The organism is Gemmatimonadetes bacterium SCN 70-22 (assembly GCA_001724275.1).
Classification (GTDB): Bacteria; Gemmatimonadota; Gemmatimonadetes; order Gemmatimonadales; family Gemmatimonadaceae; genus SCN-70-22.
The window spans coordinates 1-19,522 of sequence record MEDZ01000076.1; the positions used below are offsets into that span (position 1 = coordinate 1).

Here is a 19,522-nt window from a genome sequence, read left to right on the forward strand (position 1 = left end):
GAGGGGCTCGCCCGCTGGCGACGCCAGGGGCGTCGAGGCGGTGACGTGCCCCGGGCGCTCCCCCGCTCCGGCAGCGGCCACGGTCTCCGCGGAGGCTCCTCCGAGCATCGCCGTCAGCGCGCGCGGAGTGGGGAGGTAATCGGCGACGCGCGGGTGCGGGGCAGCGTCGGAGTCGTTGACGAACGAGGCGAGCTGGCCGGCGGTGACGGGCAGGCGCGCCCCCAGCACCACCTCCGCCGCGGCCAGCGCGGCACGCACCGGGGCGAGCGGGATGGGAAACGGGGTGCGCGGCGGGAGACCGCGGGCGGCGCGCATGCGCGCGAGAAGCTCGTTCAGCGTGCACCGATCCCCCCCTCCGAGCTCGAGCGTCGTTCCCGAGGGGGGCGGCGAAGCGGTGAGCGCCAGGAGGAAGTCCACCACGTCATCGACGTGAATCGGCTGCACGCGCACCGCCCCGCTCCCGGGGACGACGGGGAGGGGAGCGCTGGCGATGCGCTCCAACCCATCCTGCACCGGGCTCCCCGGGCCGAAGACCATCGTCGGGCGGACGATCGTGAAGGGGACGCCGCACGCGGCGACGACGCGTTCGGCGTCGCGCTTGGCCTCGGCGTAGTGGTACCAGCGGCGATTGGCGAAGCCGGCGGCGATGGAGCTCACGAAGACCAGGTGCGACGCGCTCGCCGCGCGGGCGCCCTCGGCGATCCGCCGCGTCCCCTCGACGTTGACGCGTCGCATCATCGCCGCGGACATCCGCCCGGTGGCAGCCGCCAGGTGCAATACCACGCTCGCGGCCGGGATCGCGTCGGCCGGGATGTCGGCGGTGGCCAGGTCGACCGGCACCACGCGCCAATGCGGCGGTAGCGGGGCGAGCGGCGCCAGCGATGCCGGCTCCCGGGACAGGAGCGTCACCTCGCGCGTGGGGGCGCCGGGCGCAACGCGCAGCGCGCGGTCGCGCAGGGCGGCGACGAGCCGGCGCCCCACGAAGCCGCTCGCGCCCGTGACGACGAGCGGCGGGAGCGCCACGTCCGTCACGGGAGAAGGCTCAGGGGGTGAGGCGCTTGCCCAGCGCGCGCGCCGGGACGGGACGCGCCGAGACGAGCTCGCGCCACAGCTTCCACCGAAGGCGAAGGACCCCCTTGATGTCGTCCCACGCCGTCTTGACGATCTTGACGCGGCTGTCGTCGTCCTCGATCCAGACCACCGGAATGTCGGCAATGCGGTACCCGCGCTTCTCGGCGAGCACCAGCAGCTCGGTGTCGAAGAACCAGCTTTGGTCCTTCACTTCGGGGACGAGTTCGGCCATCGCGGCGCGACTGATCGCCTTGAAGCCGCACTGCGCATCGCTGAACGACGTCCAGAGGACGGCCTTGACGAACAGGTTGTAGCTGCGCGAGATGAACTCCCGCTTGGCCGACCGGATGGTGTTCGATTCGGGGAGGAGGCGGGAGCCGGTGGCGAGGTCGAATCCATCCGCAACGATGCCGTGCACCATCTTGGGGAGGGCGCGCAGCTCCGTGGAGAGGTCGACGTCCATGTAGCACATGACGTCGGCGTCGCTCTGGCTCCAGGCGTGGCGCAACGCGCGCCCGCGCCCCCGTTGGGGGAGCTGCAGGAAGCGAACGTCGTCGTGGGCGGCGACGAGTTCGCGCGCCACCCGATCGGTGCCGTCGGTCGAACCGTTGTCGACGACCACCACGCGCCAGCGGCAAGGAAGCGACTCCGACAGGAAGTGCCGCAGCGTCGCCACGCTCCGGGCCAGGACGTGGGCCTCGTTCAACACCGGGATCATGACGTCGACCATGAGCGAGCGGTCCCAATCACCAACCCGCTCTGGACGATAGACCGGCATGACGATGCTCCGATGGTGGACGAGGGGGCGGGGATGGGCCCCGCCGGGCACGGTCACGCCATGCAGAGGGCGTGCCGCAAGAAGTGACGTGGGGCGTCAGCGACTCGAGGTGTCCGCGCTCGCTCGCCACGGGCGATCGAACTTCCAGATCCCGTAAATGATGGCGGCGGTGAACACCATTACCGGAAGCGCGGACGGGCGGCCGCTCAGCCAGGGGGCGTACTGGGCGGACATCTTCCCCAGCGTATTGAGCCAGGGGAGCTGGAATCCCTCCACGAAGACGCGGATGACGTTCTGGTGCACGCCGTACTGGTTGCGAACCATGGCCATCGACCACGAGACGGTCACGGCGAGGACGACGACGCCGTACGCGGCCGCCCTCGGCAGGCGCAACAGCACCGCCGCCGCGGGGAGAAAGAGGAACGGGACCACCGGCATCAGGTACCGGATCCCCGTGCTCCATTGCAGGCGGGTGTACGCGATCGCGCTGAAGAACAGGAGGTAGGCCACCGCGACCGCGAGACAGACGAGCAACTCTCGCCCCGGGAGGAAGCTCTTGCCGCTTCGAAGCACCCACGGGGCGCCGAGCGCGAGGACCAGGAGGGGGGCCGACACGACCAGCCCGAAGCTCGGATGGAACAGCAGGTCGAGCAGGAGGGCGAGGTTGGGACCGGTCACGCCCTGATAGCCCTGGTCGCTGTAGATCACGGGAGGCATCCAGTGCTGCGGGGGCAGGATGAAGCTGCCGAACGCCGACCACTGGTACCACCAGAGGATCAGGATCATCGGTACCGCGCCGGCCGTATAGAGCGCGCCGGCGCGGATCACCCCTCTCCAGTCCTTCGAGTCCCGAGCCTTCGCGAGGGCGTACAGTCCAAGAATTCCGAGTGAGAGCGCGCCGCTGTAGTCGCACAGGAAGCCGAAGCCGGCGAGCGCGCCGGCAAGTACCGTCCGGCGATCCTCGCTCATCTGCAGGCGCCCGCCCGGATTCCACAACAACAGGAAGGCCATGATGGCCACGATCCCGATCGCGAGGTTCTGGTTGAGATAGGCAGTGCGGAACAGGACCGGCGTCCCGAAGGCGTACAGCAGCGACAGGGCGAGCGCGTGCCGCTCCCCCACCCCGGCCCCTTCCAGCAATCGGTGCACGGCGACCACGCCCAGCGCCGAGAGCGGTGCCATGCAGAGCACCATGGTGATGATGCCGACCAGTCCGAACCGGACGTCGAGCCCCAGTGCGTAGGCCTGCTTGTAGAACCGCACGCGCGCCTCGCGCGGATCATTGTACACCGCGAGCGTGTCGTGCCCGCTCGCGCTGCGGGCGGCGAGGCTCCGCGCCACCACCCGGTCGACGAGGGGGCGAACCGCCGCATACGGAATGGCGGCAAGCATCGAGATCCCCGGGTTGGCACCATGGTGCACGCCGGGGTGTGGCGCCCGGTCGGGGTTCCTGAAGATGTCATCGTGCAACCCGAGGTACTTCCCGAGGTCGAAGGTCGCGTCCTCCGCCATGCTGACGACGAGATAGTGCTCGCGCACGAAGTCGGTCGCGAAGTGCAGGCAGAAGAGGACCCAGCACGTCAGGAAGAGGCGAGTACGCATGGGCGCGGCGGAGGGGACGAGTGGAGTACCTGGCGAGGAGGCCGGATGGGGTATCGTCGGCGTCCGCGATTCTGGACGGGACGACGAAACCGCCTCCGGGGCAATCACGGTGCCCGCGCGACCCGGAGCGACGGTCGCGCCATCCGGTCGGGGAGAATCGCACGCTCCCCGTGGGGAGTCGTCGGGGCGTCCTCCCCACGGCGCTTCCGACCTGTGGTTCGGCCGCTACACTTTCTGCGGGATCGGTCCGCGCCGGCGTTGGCCGAATGCGGCGGTGTCGCGACCGCGCGGGGGCGGTCTGGGCGTGGGCGTCCCGACATCGCGGGTCCGACGGGCACCGGCCTTGCGATGGACTCGGGCTCGACGGGGCGCATCGCACGCGCGGGTCCGGGGCAGGCCGCGCCGGAGCGCCGTGGCGTTTCTGCGCACCGAGTGCATCGTCTTGGGACGACAGATGACCGAACCTTCACACATGCCCCACGCCGAAGTCCTCCCCGACATCTCGTTCGTGATGCCCGCCTACAACGAGGAGGCGATCATCGCGCAGACGATCCGCCGGCTGGTCTCCGCCTTCGACCGTGCGGAGATCCGGCTGCAACTGGTCGTGGTGGACAATGGGTCGCGCGACCGGACGGGCGCGATCGTCGCGGGGCTCGCGCGCGAGATTCCCGGGATCGTGCCGCATCGCGTGGAGACCAACATCGGTTACGGGAATGGGGTGTTGTCGGGGCTCCCCCTGGCCACGGCGCCGTGGGTGGGGGTGATCCCTGCCGACGGCCAGGTGGATGCGGAGGATGCCGTGCGCCTGTACGAAGACGCCGTCGCCACCGGGATGCCGGTGCTGGCCAAGGCACGCCGTCGCTTCCGGATGGACGGGGTGTCGCGGAAGTTGGTGTCGATCGCATACAACGTGTACTTCCGGGTGCTCTTTCCCGGCGTCCAGTCGCTGGACATCAACGGCCTCCCCAAGCTCCTCCCCCGCGAGGTCGTGAACCGGATGCAGCTGACGTCGCGCCAGTGGCTCCTGGACCCGGAAATCATGATCAAGGCGCACTACATGGGGCTCCGGGTGCTGGAGTACAACTGCTTCGCGCGGGCGCGCGGCAACGGGCTGTCGCACGTGCGCGTCACGACGATGTGGGAGTTCTTCGCGGCGCTGCTGCGGTTCCGCTTCTCGGGGACGTTCGCCGAGTGGCGGCGGGAGATCGCCAAGGCGCCGGCGATGGGGACGCTGCCGACCTCGCCGTCGAGGGCGTCGTGAGCACGCCCCCGGTGGCGCCGGCCGGCGCACGCCCGGCACCTCGGTGGCAGGACGTCGCCGGGCGCGCACGCCCCGTGCACCGCGTGCGGCACGAGTGCCGGGCGTGCGGCGCCCCGACGCTGAAGCGCTTCCTCTCGCTCGGCGAGCAGCCGCTGGCCAACGCGTTCCTCCGCGGCCCCGAGGACGTGGCGAGCGAACCGCGCTTCCCGCTCGACGTCTACTGCTGCACGACGTGCGCGTTGGTGCAGCTGGCGGATGTGATCGACCCCGAGGTCCTGTTCGCGGAGTACATCTACCTCACGGGGACCTCGACGACCATCGCCGCGCACAACCGCCAGTACGCCGCGTCGGTGGTGCGCGAACTCTCGCTCACGCCCGATGACCTGGTGGTCGAGGTGGCGAGCAACGACGGATCGCTCCTGCGATGCTTCCGCGACCTCGGGGTGCGCGTGCTGGGGGTGGAGCCGGCGCGCAACATCGCGGCCGAGGCGGTGCGCCAGGGGATCCCGACCGAGGTGCGCTTCTTCGACGCCGGCGCGGGGGCGGCCGTGCGCGCCTCGCACGGCCGGGCGCGGGCGGTGATCGGCAACAACGTCCTGGCGCACGTCGACGACACCGCCGGGTTCCTCCGCGGGTGTGCCGACCTGATCGACGCCGACGGGGGGGTGGTGGTGGAGGTCCCCTATGCGCGCGAGATGCTGCAGGGGACGGAGTACGACACCGTCTACCACGAGCACCTGTGCTACTTCTCGGTCACGGCGCTGGCGCGGCTGGCCGAGCGCGTGGGACTGGGGATCCGGCGGGTCGACGAGGTCCCGGTGCACGGCGGGTCGATCCGGGTCTGGTTCGGCAAGGGGATCGCGCACGCGGAGCAGCCGCGCGCCATGATGCGCGAGGAGACGGAGAATGGCGTGAGCACGCTCGCCGCCTGGGAGGCCTTCGCCGAGCGGACCGCCGAGAACCGGCGTGCCCTCCGCCAGCTGCTCGAGGAGTTGCGCGCCGCCGGCAAGACGGTCGCCGGCTACGGGGCCCCGGCCAAGGGGAACACGCTCCTCAACTATTGCCAGGTCGACACCGGGCTCGTCCCCTTCACGGTGGACCGCAACCCGCTGAAGGTGGGGACGCTGACGCCGGGGATGCACCTCCCCGTCCGCCCCGTCGAGGCGTTGCGCGAGGAACCGGTGGACTACGTGCTGATCCTGGCCTGGAACTTCGCCGACGAGATCATGACGCAGCTGCAATTCCACCGGGAACGGGGCGGGCGGTTCATCGTCCCGATCCCCATGCCCCGCATCGTCTAGCCCATGCACGTCGTGATCCTGGCCGGCGGGCGCGGCACGCGCCTGGCCGAGGAGACCGCCGCACGCCCCAAGCCGATGGTCGAGATCGGCGGGCGCCCGATCCTCTGGCACCTCATGCGCTTCTACGCCGCACACGGGCACAAGGACTTCGTGGTGGCGTGCGGCTACAAGGGCGAGATGATCAAGCAGTACTTCCGCGACATCGCGACGCACGAGAGCGACTTCTTCGTCGACCTGCGCGACGGCTCGGTCGAGACGGTGAACGCCTCGCGCCTGGACTGGAAGGTGGGGCTGTTCGACACCGGGGTGAACGCGATGACGGGGGGGCGCCTCAAGCGCCTCGAGCCGCTGTTGCGCGACGACACCTTCATGTGCACGTACGGCGACGGCCTCTCGGACGTGGACATCGGGGCGCTCGTGCGCTTCCACCGCGCCCACGGGCGGCTGGCCACGGTGACCGCCGTGCGCCCCCCCGCCCGCTTCGGCGGGCTCGCCCTGGACGGCGACGCGGTGCAGGCCTTCACCGAGAAGCCGCAGGCCGAGGGCGGGTGGATCAACGGCGGCTTCTTCGTCTTCGAACCGGGGGTGCTCTCGTACCTGGCGGACGACAGCACGATCCTCGAGCGCGAGCCGCTGGAGCGGCTTGCGGCTGACGGACAGCTCATGGCCTTCCGCCATGATGGCTTCTTTCAACCCATGGACACGGTGCGCGAGCGCGACCTGCTGGAATCGCTCTGGGCGGGCGGGCACGCACCATGGAAGATCTGGCCGTGACCTTCTGGCGACATCGCCGCGTCTTCGTGACCGGCGCCACCGGCTTGCTGGGCTCCCACCTGGTGGCCGAGCTGCTGCGACGCGAGGCCGAGGTCGTGTGCCTCGTCCGCGACTGGGTTCCCGACAGCGAGGCGGTGAGCGCGGGGACGCTCTCGCGCTGCCGGCTGGTGCGGGGGGAGCTCGAGGACTACATGACGGCGCTGCGCGCGCTCAACGAGTACGAGATCGACACGGTCTTCCACCTCGGCGCGCAGACCATCGTCGGGACCGCCTCGCGCTCGCCGCTCTCCACCTTCGAGTCGAACATCAAGGGGACATGGGTCCTCCTCGAGGCGGCGCGGCAGCTCGGGAAGCGCATCGAGCGCGTGATCGTGGCGTCGAGCGACAAGGCGTACGGCGCGCACGACATCCTCCCCTACACCGAGGATGCGCCCCTGGTGGGTCGCTTCCCGTACGACGTCTCCAAGTCGTGCGCGGACCTCATCGCGCTCTCGTACTTCCACTCGTATCGCCTGCCGGTGGCCGTCACCCGCTGCGGGAACCTGTACGGCGGCGGCGACCTGAACTTCAACCGCCTCGTCCCGGGGACGATCCGGTCGGCGCTGCTCGACGGGTCGCCCGTGATCCGGAGCGACGGCTCGTTCGTGCGCGACTACTTCTTCGTGCGCGACGCGGTGGAGGCATATCTCGCCCTGGCCGAGCGCCTCCCGGAGGAGCGGTTCGTGGGCGAGGCCTTCAACTTCGGCACCGAGACGCCGCTCTCGGTGATCGAGATGGCGCAGGCGATCCTCACGGCCATGGGGAAGGGTGACGTGCCCCTGACGATCCTCAACCAGGCCACGAACGAGATCCCCCGGCAGTATCTCGACTGCGCCAAGGCGCGCCAGCGCATGCACTGGGCGCCGCGCTGGACGCTCGAGGCATCGCTCGTCGAGACGGTGCAGTGGTATGGCGACTGGATGGCGCGGCAGCGCGATCGCGCCGCAGGGCGCGGACACGTGCCGGAGGGGAACGCGTGAGCCGGCTCCCCCACATCGTCGTCCTCGGCGGCGGCCCCGCCGGGTGCGGTGCCGCCTACCAGCTGCGCCGCACGCAGAAGGCGACCGTCACGCTGCTGGAGAAGCAGGACGTGGTCGGCGGGAATGCCGCGAGCTTCCAGTGGGGAGGACAGTGGCTCGACTACGGGAGCCACCGGCTGCACCACACCGTCGCCCCCGAGATCCTGGCCGACATCCGGCAGATGCTCGGCGACGACTTCGGCGACTTCGCCCGCCATGGGCGGATCCGCCTGCGCGGGAAGTGGCTGCACTTCCCGATCCAGACCGTCGACCTCCTGAGACGGCTCGACAAGGGGTTCGCGCTGGGGATGGCGCGCGACATGGTCCTGACGAAGCTGTCGAGGCGGGACGAGGGGGACAGCTACGCCTCGGTCCTCCTGGCGAACCTCGGGCCGACGATGAGCCGGCACTTCTACTTTCCGTACGGGCGCAAGATGTGGGGGCGGGAGCCGGAGGAGCTGTCGGGGATCCAGGCCCGCAAGCGGGTATCGGCCGGGAGCTTCGGCAAGCTGATCCGGCGCCTCCTCAAGCCCGTCGGCGGGGGGAACTACTACTACATGCGCGAGGGGTACGGGCAGATCTCGCGCGCGTACGCCCGCCACGCCGAATCGTTAGGCGCGGAGGTCGCGCTGCGTTGGGGGGCGACGTCGATCACCCGCTCCCCCACGCCGGGCTACACCTGGACGGTGACGGCCGAGCGCGACGGCGAGATGCGGAGCATCGACTGCGACCATGTCTGGAGCACGATCCCGATCACGCTCCTCGCCAGGCTGATGCGGGCGCCCGCCGACTCGCCGGTGATGCAGGCGGCGACGCAGATCCACTACCGCGCCATGGTGCTGGTGTACGTCAAGCTCCCGGTGCCGCAGTTCACCACGACCGATGCGCACTATTTCCCCGAGGAGAACGTGCGCGTCACCCGCCTGTCGGAGCCCAAGAACTACTTCCGTTCGACGGAACCGCGCGACTCCACGGTGCTCTGCGGCGAGTACCCCTGCGCCATCGGCGATGCACTCTGGACGGCGAGCGACGCCGAGCTGGCGGGCATCATGGCGCGCGATGCGGCCACGGCGGGGATCCCCTTCCCCGCCGCCCCGACCGACGTCCTCGTCCGGCGCCTCCCCCAGGCGTACCCGATCTACCTGCGGGGGTACGAGGTTCCGTTAGGCACCCTGGACGACTGGGCCGCGTCGCAGCCGAACGTCCTCGTGTATGGGCGCCAGGGGTTGTTCGCGCACGACAACACGCACCACGCCCTGTACATGGCGTACTCCGCCGTCGACTGCCTGGAGGGGATGGCGTTCAACCAGGCGAAGTGGGCGGGGTATCGCGAGGTGTTCAAGTCGCATGTGGTCGAGGACTGACCGCACCGCCACGTCCCCGCCAGCCGCAGGGTGGTGGGGCGTGGCGACGGCCACGCTCGTCGCGCTCGTCGCCCGCCTCATCGGGGTGAACGGGGGACTGTGGATCGACGAGATCTACTCCCTCGTGCGGTCGTTCCGCGCCCCGCTCGGGGTGATCCTCACCGAGTACTGGGGCGACAACCACCACCCGCTGTACGCGGTGCTGGCGCACCTCAGCCGCGCCGCCTTCGGCGAGTCGGCGTGGTCGGTGCGGCTCCCGGCGGTGCTCTTCGGGGTCGCCGCCGTCCCGGCGCTGTACGCCCTGGGGCGCCTCGTGGCGAACCACCGCGAGGCGCTGCTCGCGTCGTTGCTCCTGGCGGTGAGCTACCACCACGTCTGGTTCTCGCAGAACGCGCGCGGCTACAGCGCGATCGCCTTCTTCGCCATCGTCACCATGTGGGCCATGCGGCGGGGGGCGGAGACGGGGCGCCTGCGCTACTTCGCCTGTTACGGCGTGGCGGCGGCGCTGGGCGCCTACACGCACCTCACGATGGTCCTCGTGGTCGCGGGGCACGCGCTGGGGGCGCTCGCCTACCTCGTCGCGCCGGGGGCGCGGGAGACGATCGGGACGTCCCGATCGCCGGGGGCCGCAGGGGCGGCAGGCGCGGAGGGGGGGGCCGGGGCGAACCAGGCGCCGGGCGCCGTCGACCGCCGTACCCTCCTGCGCGGCGGAGTGGTCGCCTTCACCCTCGCGGCGCTCCTCACCCTGGCGCTGTACGCCCCGATGCTGGGGGAGGTGGTCGACTTCTTCCTGCATCGCCCCTCGGGGCTGCGCGGGGTCTCGACGCCCGGGTGGGCGTTCATGGAGACGATTCGCGTCCTCGTCCTCGGACTGGGGGCGGGGCTGGCGCTCGTGGGCATCGTCGTGGTGGCGGCGGGCGTGGTGGTGGGGGGGAGCGGTCTCGCCTCGCTCTGGCGCCGGGAGCGCCTCTTCGTGTTGCTCCTGGCGGGGGCGTGCCTGGCAACGGTCGCCGGCGCCGCGGCCGCGCGCGGCACCATGTACCCGCGCTTCTTCTTCTTCGCCATCGGGCCGGCCATCATCATCGCGGTCCGCGGCGCGTTTGCCTCGTGCGGATGGTTGGCCGGGCGCCTCGGACGCGGGGCATGGGGCGATCGCATCGCACTCGCCGGCGTGGCGGCCGTGATCGCCCTTTCCGCCGCCTCGCTCGGCTTCAACTATCGCTATCCCAAGCAGGACTTCGAAGGGGCGATGCGCTACGTCGTGGCCGAGCGTGGCGCCGGCGACGCCGTGGTGTCGAGCGGGCTGTCCGCCGACCCCTACCGGATGCTCTTCGGGGAGTCATGGCCCGTCGTCTCGACCAGGGCCGAACTGGACTCCGTGCGGCGGCAGCACGCCCGCACCTGGGTCCTGTGGACCTTTCCCCGCTACCTGGAGCGGTCCGCCCCGGAAATCGATGCCGAGTTGAAGCGGGAGTGCCCGACGCCGCGCGTCTTTCGCGGGACGGTGGGGGGGGGCGACGTGATGGCTTGCTTCCTGCCTAGGCTAGAGCCGACGCCGGTGACCGGGGACACCGCCGTGGCCGGCGGCTCGCCGGTGCGTCAAGATCCCGCGAAACCGAAATGACGAAGCTCATCATCCAGATTCCCTGCTTCAACGAAGCCGCGACGCTCCCGCCGACGCTGCGGGACCTGCCACGGTCCATTCCGGGAATCGACGTGATCGAGTACCTGGTCGTCGACGACGGGAGCCGCGACGACACCGCGGCCGTGGCGCGGGCGCACGGCGTGCACCACGTGGTGCAGTTCGAGCGCAACCGCGGGTTGGCGGCCGCGTTCCGCGCCGGCCTCGAGGAGTCGTTGCGGCAGGGGGCGGACATCATCGTCAACACCGACGCCGACAATCAGTACCAGGCCGCCGACATCGCCACGCTGGTGAGGCCGATCGTCGAGGGGCGCGCGGAGCTGGTGGTGGGCGACCGCGGCGTGGGTGCGCTCCCCCACTTCTCGTACCTCAAGCGTCGCTTGCAGGTGTTGGGGAGCTGGGTGATCGGGCGCGCGGCCGAGCTGCGCACCCCCGATGCCACGAGCGGCTTCCGTGCCCTGTCGCGCGAGGCGGCGCTCAAGACCGTCGTGCTCAGTGACTACTCCTACACGCTGGAGTCGCTGATCCACGCCGGCTCGCGCAAGGCGGCGGTGGAGTCGGTGCGCATCGGGATCAACCCGCAGACCCGCCCGTCGCGCCTGATGAAGTCGATTCCGCACTACATCCGGAAGTCGGGGGTGACGATCGTGCGCGCCTACGCCATGTACCGGCCGCTGCGCGTCTTCAGCGCGCTCGGCACGCTCTTCATCCTTGCCGGGTGCATCCCGGGGATCCGTTTCCTCTGGTTCTACTTCACCGGGGAACGCGTCGGGCACGTCCAATCGCTGATCCTGGCGGCCATCCTCATCATCGTCGGGTTCCAGATCCTCCTGATCGGGCTCCTGGCGGACCTCATCGCGAACAACCGCAAGATGCTCGAGGAGACGCTTTACCGCGTGCGCAAGCTCGAGCTCGGGGGAGAGCGCCGGGAGCGATGACCGCTGCTGCCGAAGCACCCGCCGCGCGGCCGTTCCTGAAGCATCCCCTGGTGCGCCTGGGGGGGAGTGCGGCGATGCTCGCGCTCCTCTTCACCGCCCTTCCGTTCGGCGACATCGCCGCCGCCATTCGCAGCGTGCCGCCGGCCGTCTGGCCCGGGGCGTTGCTGCTGTACATGACGTTGCACCTGGTGGGCGTCGCCAAGTGGCGCCTGCTGGTGAACACCGCGGGGGCCGGGCTGTCGTTCCGGACCGCCGTTCGCGCCTACTACATGGGGCTGTTCGGGAACACCTTCCTCCCCTCGATCGTGGGGGGAGACGTGGTACGGGCGGGGGTGGCGCTCCGCGCGGCCCACTCGAAGAGCGGGCTGGTCCTCGGCTCCCTGGTCGACCGCCTGCTCGACATCGTCGGCCTGGCGGCGGTGGCGGGGATCGGGGCGCTCCTCTCGCCGCGCGCCCTGGACGGGCAGAGCCGCCGGATCTTCCTCACGTTAGGCACCCTCCTGGGCGCGGCCGCGATCGGGACGCTGATCGCGCTCGCCGTCATTCCCGTGCGCCGCTTCCCGTGGAAGGTGCGGCGCAAGCTCGTGCAGGTGCGGCGCGCCGTGCGGGCGACGATCCGGCGTCCGCAGGCGCTGGTGCAGGCGTTGGTGCTGGGGATGCTGCTCCAGTCGCTCCTCACGGTGCTCAACTGGTGGCTGGGGCGCGTGATCGGGATCGACATTCCGCTGTATGTCTGGCTCTTCGTGTGGCCGCTGGCCAAGATCGCCGGGCTCCTCCCGCTGACGCAGAACGGGATCGGGGTGCGCGAGGCGGCCCAGGCGGTGCTCTTCGCCCCCTTCGGCGTGTCGGCAGCGAAGGCGGTGGCGACCGGGCTCGTGTTCGAGGTCGTCATCATCAGCGGGGGACTCCTCGGCGGCGCGGTCGCCTTCCTGCTCAGCGGGAGCGGGCAGGAGCGCGCCGCGCTGCGGGTGCGGCCGGCCCCGGGGCACCCCACACACCTCGCGTAACGCGCCGTGCGACCCATGGACGCCCCATTGCGGCAGACGGCCGGCCTCGCGCCCCCCGGGGACGAGGCGGAGCCCCGTTGGTGGCTCCCGCTGTTCGCCGCCGGCGTCCTGATGCTTCGTATCGTTGGAGCTGACTTCGGGCGCTTCTACGAGGGCGATGACATCTCGATTGCCGCGGGTATCGCGGCCCTGGTGCGTGACGCCGCGGGCGACACGTACCGCTACGGCGTGCAGGTGGGCTACTACCACCTGCTGGCCTGGCTCTCGGCGCTGTCGGGCGGGCGCCTGATGAGCATCCCCGATCTCATGACGTGGGTGTCGGTGATTGCCGGCGCGATGATCCCGGTCGTCGCCACGCGTGCCTTTCGGCGCGACCTGTCGCGAGGCGAGCGGTGGATGGCCGGGGCCCTCCTCGTCGCGAATCCCGTCGTGTGGCAATCCAGCCAGTACGGCAACACCGCGACGCTCTCGGTGGCATTGACCCTGGCGACCATCGCCATCCTCTCCAATCGCCCCGGCGTGCTGGGTGAGGGCATCGCGATGGCGCTCCTTGCGGCGGCCATCCTGGTGCGGGCGGATGCGGTCCTGGCATCGGGTGCGATCTTCGTCATCCTGTGGCGCACACACCGTGCGTTCGTGCGGGCCGCCGCCCCGCTGGCCCTGTGCGGCGCGACCGTCGCGGCCACACTCGCGGCCCTTCTCCTCCTCGACCCGCGCATGGACGGCGTCCTGCAGTCGGTCGCCGAGCACGCCCAGAACCCGATCACCACGCGATTCGCCACGTTCCTCCTGTATGGAATGTCGCCCGTGCCGCTCCTCATGGCGTCGGCCGGCGCGCGTGACCTGCAGCGGTCCCGGGGGTGGATCCTGGCCATCCTGGGGGCGTGGATCGTCCCCTTCGTCGCGTTCTACTTCACCAACACCACCACTCCGCGCTACCTGATGCAGCTGATGCCGCCCCTCTGCATGGCGGCGGCGGTGGGGACGCTGGGCTCGCTGGCCAGCGAGGGCTGGGCGCGCCTCGCGACGCGCGTGGTGGTCATCCCCCTCACGTTCGCGCACCTGCTGGTCGGCCTCGGTGAATTCTCGCCGGCCACGCGGCGGGGGTGGCTGACCGAATCCATGATCTCGTCCGACGACGGACCGGCGTGGACGGGAGCGCTCCTGTACAAGACCTTCGTGCGGCGTCCCGATCGGGGGCGCGCCACGCTGCGACTGCGTCACTTCGCCCCCTGGAACGAGGTGGAGCGCTCGCTGCTGCAGGGCTTCGATTCCCTCGCCACGGGGAGTCGCCGGGGACGTCGCGTGACGATCGTGACGGCGGCGGGAACGGGGAACGAGCTGCACTTCTTCGCGCAGGTGGCCGGCGTGCACTTCCGCGACGCCATGCCCGGGCCCGAGTTCGGACGCCGCTGGCACCTGGAGCACGGGGGCACGTCGCTCACCACGGTGGGGATGTACCACCTGCAGGCGACGCACACCCCGGTCCCCGTCGCCGCGGGCGACGAGCTGTGGGGGATATTCGACTCGCGCGGCGCCGCCGATTCGCTCCTCCTCCCCGCCCTCCCCCCGGGCCTCCACGCGCGGCCGCTGCCCGACTGGCCGGGAGCCCTGCGGCTGTGGCGCTACTCCATCGAACGTGGGCCGTGACCCCTGACCAGATGCAACTCAGTGTCGTGATGCCGGCCTACAACGAGGCCGACGGGATCCATGCCGCGGTCGATGCCGTCAGGAGCAACATCCTCGACCGGATCCCGGGCTCCGAGCTGGTCGTGGTGAACGACGGCTCGCGCGACAACACGGGGGCCATCCTGGACGACATCGCCGGGCTCGACCCCCGGGTCCGGGCCGTCCACAAGGCCAACGGGGGGCACGGCCCCGCGATCATGACCGGGGTGGGGGCCGCCCGGGGGGAGTATGTCTTCCTCGTCGACAGCGACAACCAGATCCCGCGCGAGGAGTTCGCCCCCTTCTGGGCCGCGGTGCAGGGAGGGAAGGACGCGGCCTTCGGCGTGCGTCGCGTGCGCCACGACGCCGACCTGCGCAAGGTGCTGACGGTGGTGATCCGGCAGAGCCTGCGCCTGCTCTTCGGCGTGCAGCTGTACGACGCGAACGTGCCGTACAAGCTCCTCCGCCGCTCCCTGTGGGAAGACGCCCGGCGGCTGATTCCCGACGGGACGCTCGCCCCCTCGTTGTTCCTGGCGGTCTTCGCCGCCCGGCGCGGGTATGACATCGCCTTCATCGACGTCACCCACAAGGACCGGGAGACGGGGACCGTGTCCATCAGGCGATGGAAGCTGGTGAAGTTCTGCGCTCGCGCGTTGCGGCAGCTGCTCGACTTCCGCCGCGCCCTCGTCGCCGACGCCCGCTGACCATGCGCATCATCGTCCTGGGAGCCGGCCCCACCGGCATCGGCGCCGCCTGGCGCCTGGCCGAGCACGGACACCCCGATTGGCTCCTGATCGATGCCGCCGACCGCCCGGGCGGGCTGTCGATGTCGGTGGTGGACGATGCCGGGTTCACCTGGGACCTGGGCGGCCACGTCCTCTTCTCGCACTACCGGTACTTCGACCGGCTCATGGATCACGCGTTGGGCGACGCGTGGTGCGAGCACGAGCGCGAGGCGTGGGTCTGGATGCGCGAGCGCTGGATCCCGTACCCGTTCCAGAACAACGTCTGGCGCCTCCCCGACGACGACCTCGTACGCTGCCTCGAAGGGCTGGTCGACGCCCACCGGGCCCCGGCCACGGCGCCCCCCACCGACTTCGCCGAGTGGCTGCAACGCGCGTTCGGGCGCGGGCTGTGCGACGTCTTCATGCTCCCCTACAACTTCAAGGTCTGGGCGTACGAGCCCCACACCATGGGGACGACGTGGATGGGGGAGCGGGTGGCCACCGTCGACCTTGCGCGCGTGCTGCGCAACCTCGTGCTCCGACGCGATGACGTCAGCTGGGGACCCAATGCCACGTTCCGCTTCCCGCGGCGCGGAGGGACCGGCGCCATCTGGGAATCGCTCGTCCGCCAGCTCCCCCCGGAGCGACTCGCCCTGGGGCGCGCCGTCGTGGCGATCGACACCGCGGGACAGCGGCTGCACTTCCGCGACGGCTCCACGGAACGGTACGACGCGCTCATCAGCTCGGCGCCGCTGGCCGACACGCTGCGCATGGCCACCGACCTCCCCGCGCTGCGCCCGCTCGCCGACCGCTTCGTCCATTCCTCGAGCCACATCATCGGCGTCGGACTCGAGGGTACCCCGCCGGACGCGCTGCGCACCAAGTGCTGGATGTACTTCCCCGAGGGCGACACCCCGTTCTACCGGGTCACGGTCTTCTCCAACTACTCGGAGAACAACGTCGCCCATCCCGGCCGGCAGTGGTCGCTCATGGCCGAGGTGAGCGAGTCCCCGGCCAAGCCGGTCGATGCCGCACGCGTCGTCGCCGACGTCGTGGCCGGCTTCCGGCGCGTTGGCTTCATCGACGACGCGGCTCGCATCGTCACCCGCTGGCATCGTCGCCTCGCGTACGGGTACCCCACGCCGTGGCTCGGGCGCGATGCGGTGCTCGACGAGGTGCAGCCGGTGCTGGAGGCGCGCGGGATCCTGAGCCGCGGACGCTTCGGCGCATGGAAGTACGAGGTCTCCAACCAGGATCACTCGGCGATGCAGGGGGTGGAGACGGTCGACCGGCTCCTCCTTGGCACGCCGGAGTCGACCGTGACCGGGCAGATGAACGCCGAGCCGCCGGCGGTGGCGCCGGCGCTGCGTCGTTAGGCAGGGGCATCGGGGGCGGACGCCCCGGCGGCGCGCACGCGCGCCTCGGCCAGGCGCGCCACCGTCCGCGCCACCCCGCCGGCAAGGTCGTCGTCCGGCGCCCAGCGCGTGAGCTCGCGCAGCCGGCGCACCGACACCCCGTCGTGGTGCATCTCCTCCGCGCGGGCGGGCAGCGCGCCAAAGCGCAGCCGCCCGGCCGGGATGCCCACGACGCCCGCCGCCGTCTCGGCGAATTCGCGCACGCTGTGCATCACGCCGGTCGCGAGGTTCACCACCTCTCCTGGCTCGGCCTCGCTTACCGCCAGGCGCAAGAGTCCCTCCGCCACCTCCTCGACATACGCGAAGTCGCGGCGTTGCGTCCCCGCCGAGAGGGGAACCTCGGCGCCGGAGGCAGCGGCCGCCAGCAACGTCGGGAGCAGGCGCCCCTCGTGCTCACCGGGCCCGAACACGGTGAAGAGCCGCGCGGTGCACGCCTCGACCCCATGCTCCGCCGCCAGGTGCTGCAGGGCCAGCGTCCCCGCCAGCTTGCTTCGCCCATAGGCCGTGGTCGGCGCGCACGGCGACGACTCGTGCAACTCCCCGCCCGTGGTGCCGTACTCCAGCGCCGACCCCACGTGGACGAGCCGCACCCCCTCCCAGTCGTCGCGCGGCATCCCTCGCACCACGTGGCCGAGCACCTCGACGAAACGATGGTTGAGGAGGTCGCCTTCCGCCTCGTCGCGCTCGCCGCGATCCACCCCATAGCCGGCCAGGTTGAAGATGACCGACGGACGGAGCGCCGGGACCCACGAGGCGAGCGCGTCCAGGTCCGCAAGGTTGCGCCTGACGACCACCGTGCCAAGTTGCCAGCGCGCGAGTCGCTCGGCGCCCGCGATCGTCCGCACCGCGCAGATCAGGTGGGCCCCCTGCGCGCGCAGGGCGCGGGCCACCCAGTGGCCGACGAATCCCGATGCCCCGAGGACGAGGACGCGGGTGTAGAGGAAGGGCGAGGGAGGGCGCGTCATGTGCTCCGTGCTGTGCTCCGTGCGACGACCGCGAGCGTGGGTGCCACCTGCAGGACGACCCTGCGCACGCCCGGGAGCCGTCGCGCCAGGTGATAGGCGGCAATCGCGAGATCGATGTGCGGTGGCTGTCCCGCACGCTGCGCATCGGCGAAGCGAGGGAGGGCGATGCGGATCGTCTCGAGTCCGCCCTCCCGCAGTGCGTCCACGAGTTCGTGTGGGGAAAAGAGGCGCCGGCGCGGCATCACCTGCCCCGTGCGCTGTGCATGGCGCCGCAATGCCCCGAGCGAGCGCCACCCGCCAGCCAGGAGTCCGAGGTGGGGATCCGGGCCCAGCGAGTACCGGTTCGGCGTGGTCAGCGCCACGGGGCCGCCGGCACGCGTGACCCGCCGCATCTCCGCGATCCCGGCCTCGGGATCGGTGAGGTTCTCGAGCACCGATTCCCCCACCGTCGCCGCGAACCCGCCGTCGCGGAGCGGGAGACGCTCCGCGTTGGCGCAGAGCACCGGGAGGTCGATGCCGCGCTCGGCGGCGCGCTTGCGCGCCAGCACCAGCCATCGCAGCCCTGCATCGATCGCGAGCACCCGATGCCCCGCCGCCGCCATCACGACACCTAACGGCGCCGTGCCGCACCCCACCTCGAGGACGGTACCGGCGCGGTCGATCGTCGCGCCCAGCTCGCGCCAGGTCTCCAGGGTGGCGGTCGCGCGATCCGCCGCGGCGAGGACCCCATGGGTGAAGCGCACCACCTGGTCGTGCGTCACCTTGTCGTTCCCTTCGTAGTACGCGGCGTACAGCGCGGCGAACGACAGCGCGTCCTCCCGTGACGCAAGGGCCGTCGCCGCGGCCGCATCCTCGGCCAGGCCGAGATACGGATCGCCGATCGTCCGCAGGTCCGGGATGCCGCAGGTGACCGGCCATGTCGCCCCGCACCTCGTGCAGGCGAGCGCGCTCACCCCTGCATCGACGAGCGCGCCCTGGCACAGGGGGCACACCACGCCGAGTGCCCCCCAGTCCGCGGCGCGGCGCGGCTGCGCCGCCGTCGCGGGCGCGGTCCGCATCGAGTGTCCGATCATCGCCCCTCCCGCAGGTAGCCTTCGCGCTCCCCCGCCGACCAGGCGAGCGCCGCCCGCACGAGCGGCGGCCACGCGGAGCGCGGAACGCATGTCAGCAGGTGTCGTGCTCGCAGGCGCTGCACCACCCGCCCCACGATCACCAGCGGAAGGGCGTAGGTCGACATGACGAGGCGGACGCGCTGCATGGTCGACATCCCCGCGACCCGCGTCGCGGCGAAGATCCGCCCATGCGCTCGCCGTTCCGGGAGCCACGCGCCGATCGAGACCTCGCGATGTTGGAGGACGACGATGGCCGGGTCCAGCTTCACGCGTACCCCGTGCCGTTCGAGTGCCCAGTGCACCGTGGTCTCGTGGAACTCCTCGTTCCAGCTCCCGGCAACACCTTCCAGCGACTCGCGCGGGTAGGAGACGTTGCAGTCCGACGCATAGGCGGCGGGGCCGGGGCGCAGCGGCGACATGTAGCGTGTGTAGTCGAGGAGGTACGCCGCCCACGCCGCGCCATCGGCCGACGGCGCCTTGTCGATCGCCCCGCCCACGACGGCCTGGTTGGCCGCATGCGCCTCCCTGATGCGGGCGCACCAGTCGGGCGCCGGCGTGCAGTGGTCCTCGGTGCAGGCGACGACGGCGCCGGTCGTGGCGCGTACCCCCAGCGCGCGGAGTCGCGCGGGCGAGGCGCCGGTGTGCCCCGCGACCCACCGTACCCAGGGAAAGCGCTCTCGCAATTCGTCGCTTGGCCCCTCCTTGTCGCGGTGGGCGACGACCACCTCGGGGTCGTCGTCGGTGCGCTGAGGCGCGAGCGCGGCGAGCGACGCGGCGAGTCGATCGCCGCCGGCGAAGCGCACGATCACGACCGACAGCGAGGGCCGCGACGGGGCGTTGG

General features: G+C 71.2%; 17 protein-coding genes. 11 read left to right on the forward strand and 6 right to left on the reverse strand.

Annotation, left to right across the window (positions count from 1 at the left end; all coding sequences use genetic code 11):
• From ABS52_19060 to ABS52_19070, 3 genes are all read right to left on the reverse strand, one after another.
• On the reverse strand, positions 1-1,032 hold a 1,032-nt coding region (locus ABS52_19060), incomplete at its 3' end, for a hypothetical protein (GenBank protein ID ODS99973.1).
• Positions 1,033-1,042: 10 nt separating this feature from the next.
• Positions 1,043-1,849, reverse strand: coding sequence for a hypothetical protein (locus ABS52_19065; GenBank protein ID ODS99974.1), 807 nt, complete (start codon positions 1,847-1,849; stop codon positions 1,043-1,045).
• Between the two features lie 96 nt (positions 1,850-1,945).
• Positions 1,946-3,451 carry a hypothetical protein gene (locus ABS52_19070; protein ID ODS99975.1) on the reverse strand — a complete coding sequence of 502 codons (1,506 nt, stop codon included), beginning with the start codon at positions 3,449-3,451 and terminating at the stop codon, positions 1,946-1,948.
• A gap of 472 nt (positions 3,452-3,923) precedes the next feature.
• Between ABS52_19070 and ABS52_19075 the strand changes: the two genes are divergently transcribed.
• The 11 genes from ABS52_19075 (at position 3,924) to ABS52_19125 (ending at position 16,565) form a co-directional block, all read left to right on the forward strand.
• The gene (locus ABS52_19075) at positions 3,924-4,712 is read left to right on the forward strand and encodes a hypothetical protein (GenBank protein ID ODS99976.1); all 789 of its coding nucleotides are present in this window, start codon (positions 3,924-3,926) and stop codon (positions 4,710-4,712) included.
• An 83-nt stretch (positions 4,713-4,795) separates the two neighbouring features.
• Positions 4,796-6,013 (forward strand): hypothetical protein, encoded by a 1,218-nt coding sequence (locus ABS52_19080; GenBank protein ID ODT00033.1) that lies wholly within the window; start codon positions 4,796-4,798, stop codon positions 6,011-6,013.
• Between the two features lie 3 nt (positions 6,014-6,016).
• Positions 6,017-6,787, forward strand: a complete 771-nt coding sequence (locus ABS52_19085) for a glucose-1-phosphate cytidylyltransferase (protein ID ODS99977.1) — start codon at positions 6,017-6,019, stop codon at positions 6,785-6,787.
• Entirely contained in the window at positions 6,769-7,806 is a 1,038-nt protein-coding gene (locus ABS52_19090) for a sugar dehydratase (GenBank protein ID ODS99978.1), read from the forward strand. Before ABS52_19085 ends, ABS52_19090 begins: the two co-directional genes overlap by 19 nt.
• 14 nt (positions 7,807-7,820) lie before the next feature.
• On the forward strand, positions 7,821-9,209 hold the full coding sequence (locus ABS52_19095) for a hypothetical protein (protein ID ODT00034.1): 1,389 nt from the start codon (positions 7,821-7,823) through the stop codon (positions 9,207-9,209).
• A gap of 40 nt (positions 9,210-9,249) precedes the next feature.
• On the forward strand, positions 9,250-10,833 hold the full coding sequence (locus ABS52_19100; GenBank protein ID ODS99979.1) for a hypothetical protein: 1,584 nt from the start codon (positions 9,250-9,252) through the stop codon (positions 10,831-10,833).
• The gene (locus ABS52_19105; protein ID ODS99980.1) at positions 10,830-11,789 is read left to right on the forward strand and encodes a glycosyl transferase; all 960 of its coding nucleotides are present in this window, start codon (positions 10,830-10,832) and stop codon (positions 11,787-11,789) included. The genes ABS52_19100 and ABS52_19105 overlap by 4 nt, the downstream gene beginning before the upstream one ends.
• The gene (locus ABS52_19110; protein ID ODS99981.1) at positions 11,786-12,796 is read left to right on the forward strand and encodes a hypothetical protein; all 1,011 of its coding nucleotides are present in this window, start codon (positions 11,786-11,788) and stop codon (positions 12,794-12,796) included. The genes ABS52_19105 and ABS52_19110 overlap by 4 nt, the downstream gene beginning before the upstream one ends.
• Positions 12,797-12,811: 15 nt before the next feature.
• Complete coding sequence (locus tag ABS52_19115) at positions 12,812-14,446, forward strand: hypothetical protein (GenBank protein ODS99982.1); 1,635 nt, start codon at positions 12,812-12,814, stop codon at positions 14,444-14,446.
• A gap of 11 nt (positions 14,447-14,457) precedes the next feature.
• Positions 14,458-15,168, forward strand: a complete 711-nt coding sequence (locus ABS52_19120) for a hypothetical protein (GenBank protein ODS99983.1) — start codon at positions 14,458-14,460, stop codon at positions 15,166-15,168.
• A 2-nt stretch (positions 15,169-15,170) separates the two neighbouring features.
• Complete coding sequence (locus ABS52_19125; GenBank protein ODS99984.1) at positions 15,171-16,565, forward strand: amine oxidase; 1,395 nt, start codon at positions 15,171-15,173, stop codon at positions 16,563-16,565.
• Here ABS52_19125 and ABS52_19130 read toward each other — a convergent pair.
• From ABS52_19130 to ABS52_19140, 3 genes are read right to left on the reverse strand one after another with little or no spacing between them, the layout of a single operon-like run.
• Complete coding sequence (locus ABS52_19130) at positions 16,562-17,569, reverse strand: hypothetical protein (GenBank protein ID ODS99985.1); 1,008 nt, start codon at positions 17,567-17,569, stop codon at positions 16,562-16,564. The genes ABS52_19125 and ABS52_19130 overlap by 4 nt on opposite strands.
• On the reverse strand, positions 17,566-18,642 hold the full coding sequence (locus ABS52_19135) for a hypothetical protein (GenBank protein ID ODS99986.1): 1,077 nt from the start codon (positions 18,640-18,642) through the stop codon (positions 17,566-17,568). The genes ABS52_19130 and ABS52_19135 overlap by 4 nt, the downstream gene beginning before the upstream one ends.
• Entirely contained in the window at positions 18,639-19,490 is an 852-nt protein-coding gene (locus ABS52_19140) for a hypothetical protein (GenBank protein ODS99987.1), read from the reverse strand. The genes ABS52_19135 and ABS52_19140 overlap by 4 nt, the downstream gene beginning before the upstream one ends.
• Positions 19,491-19,522 lie beyond the last annotated feature (32 nt).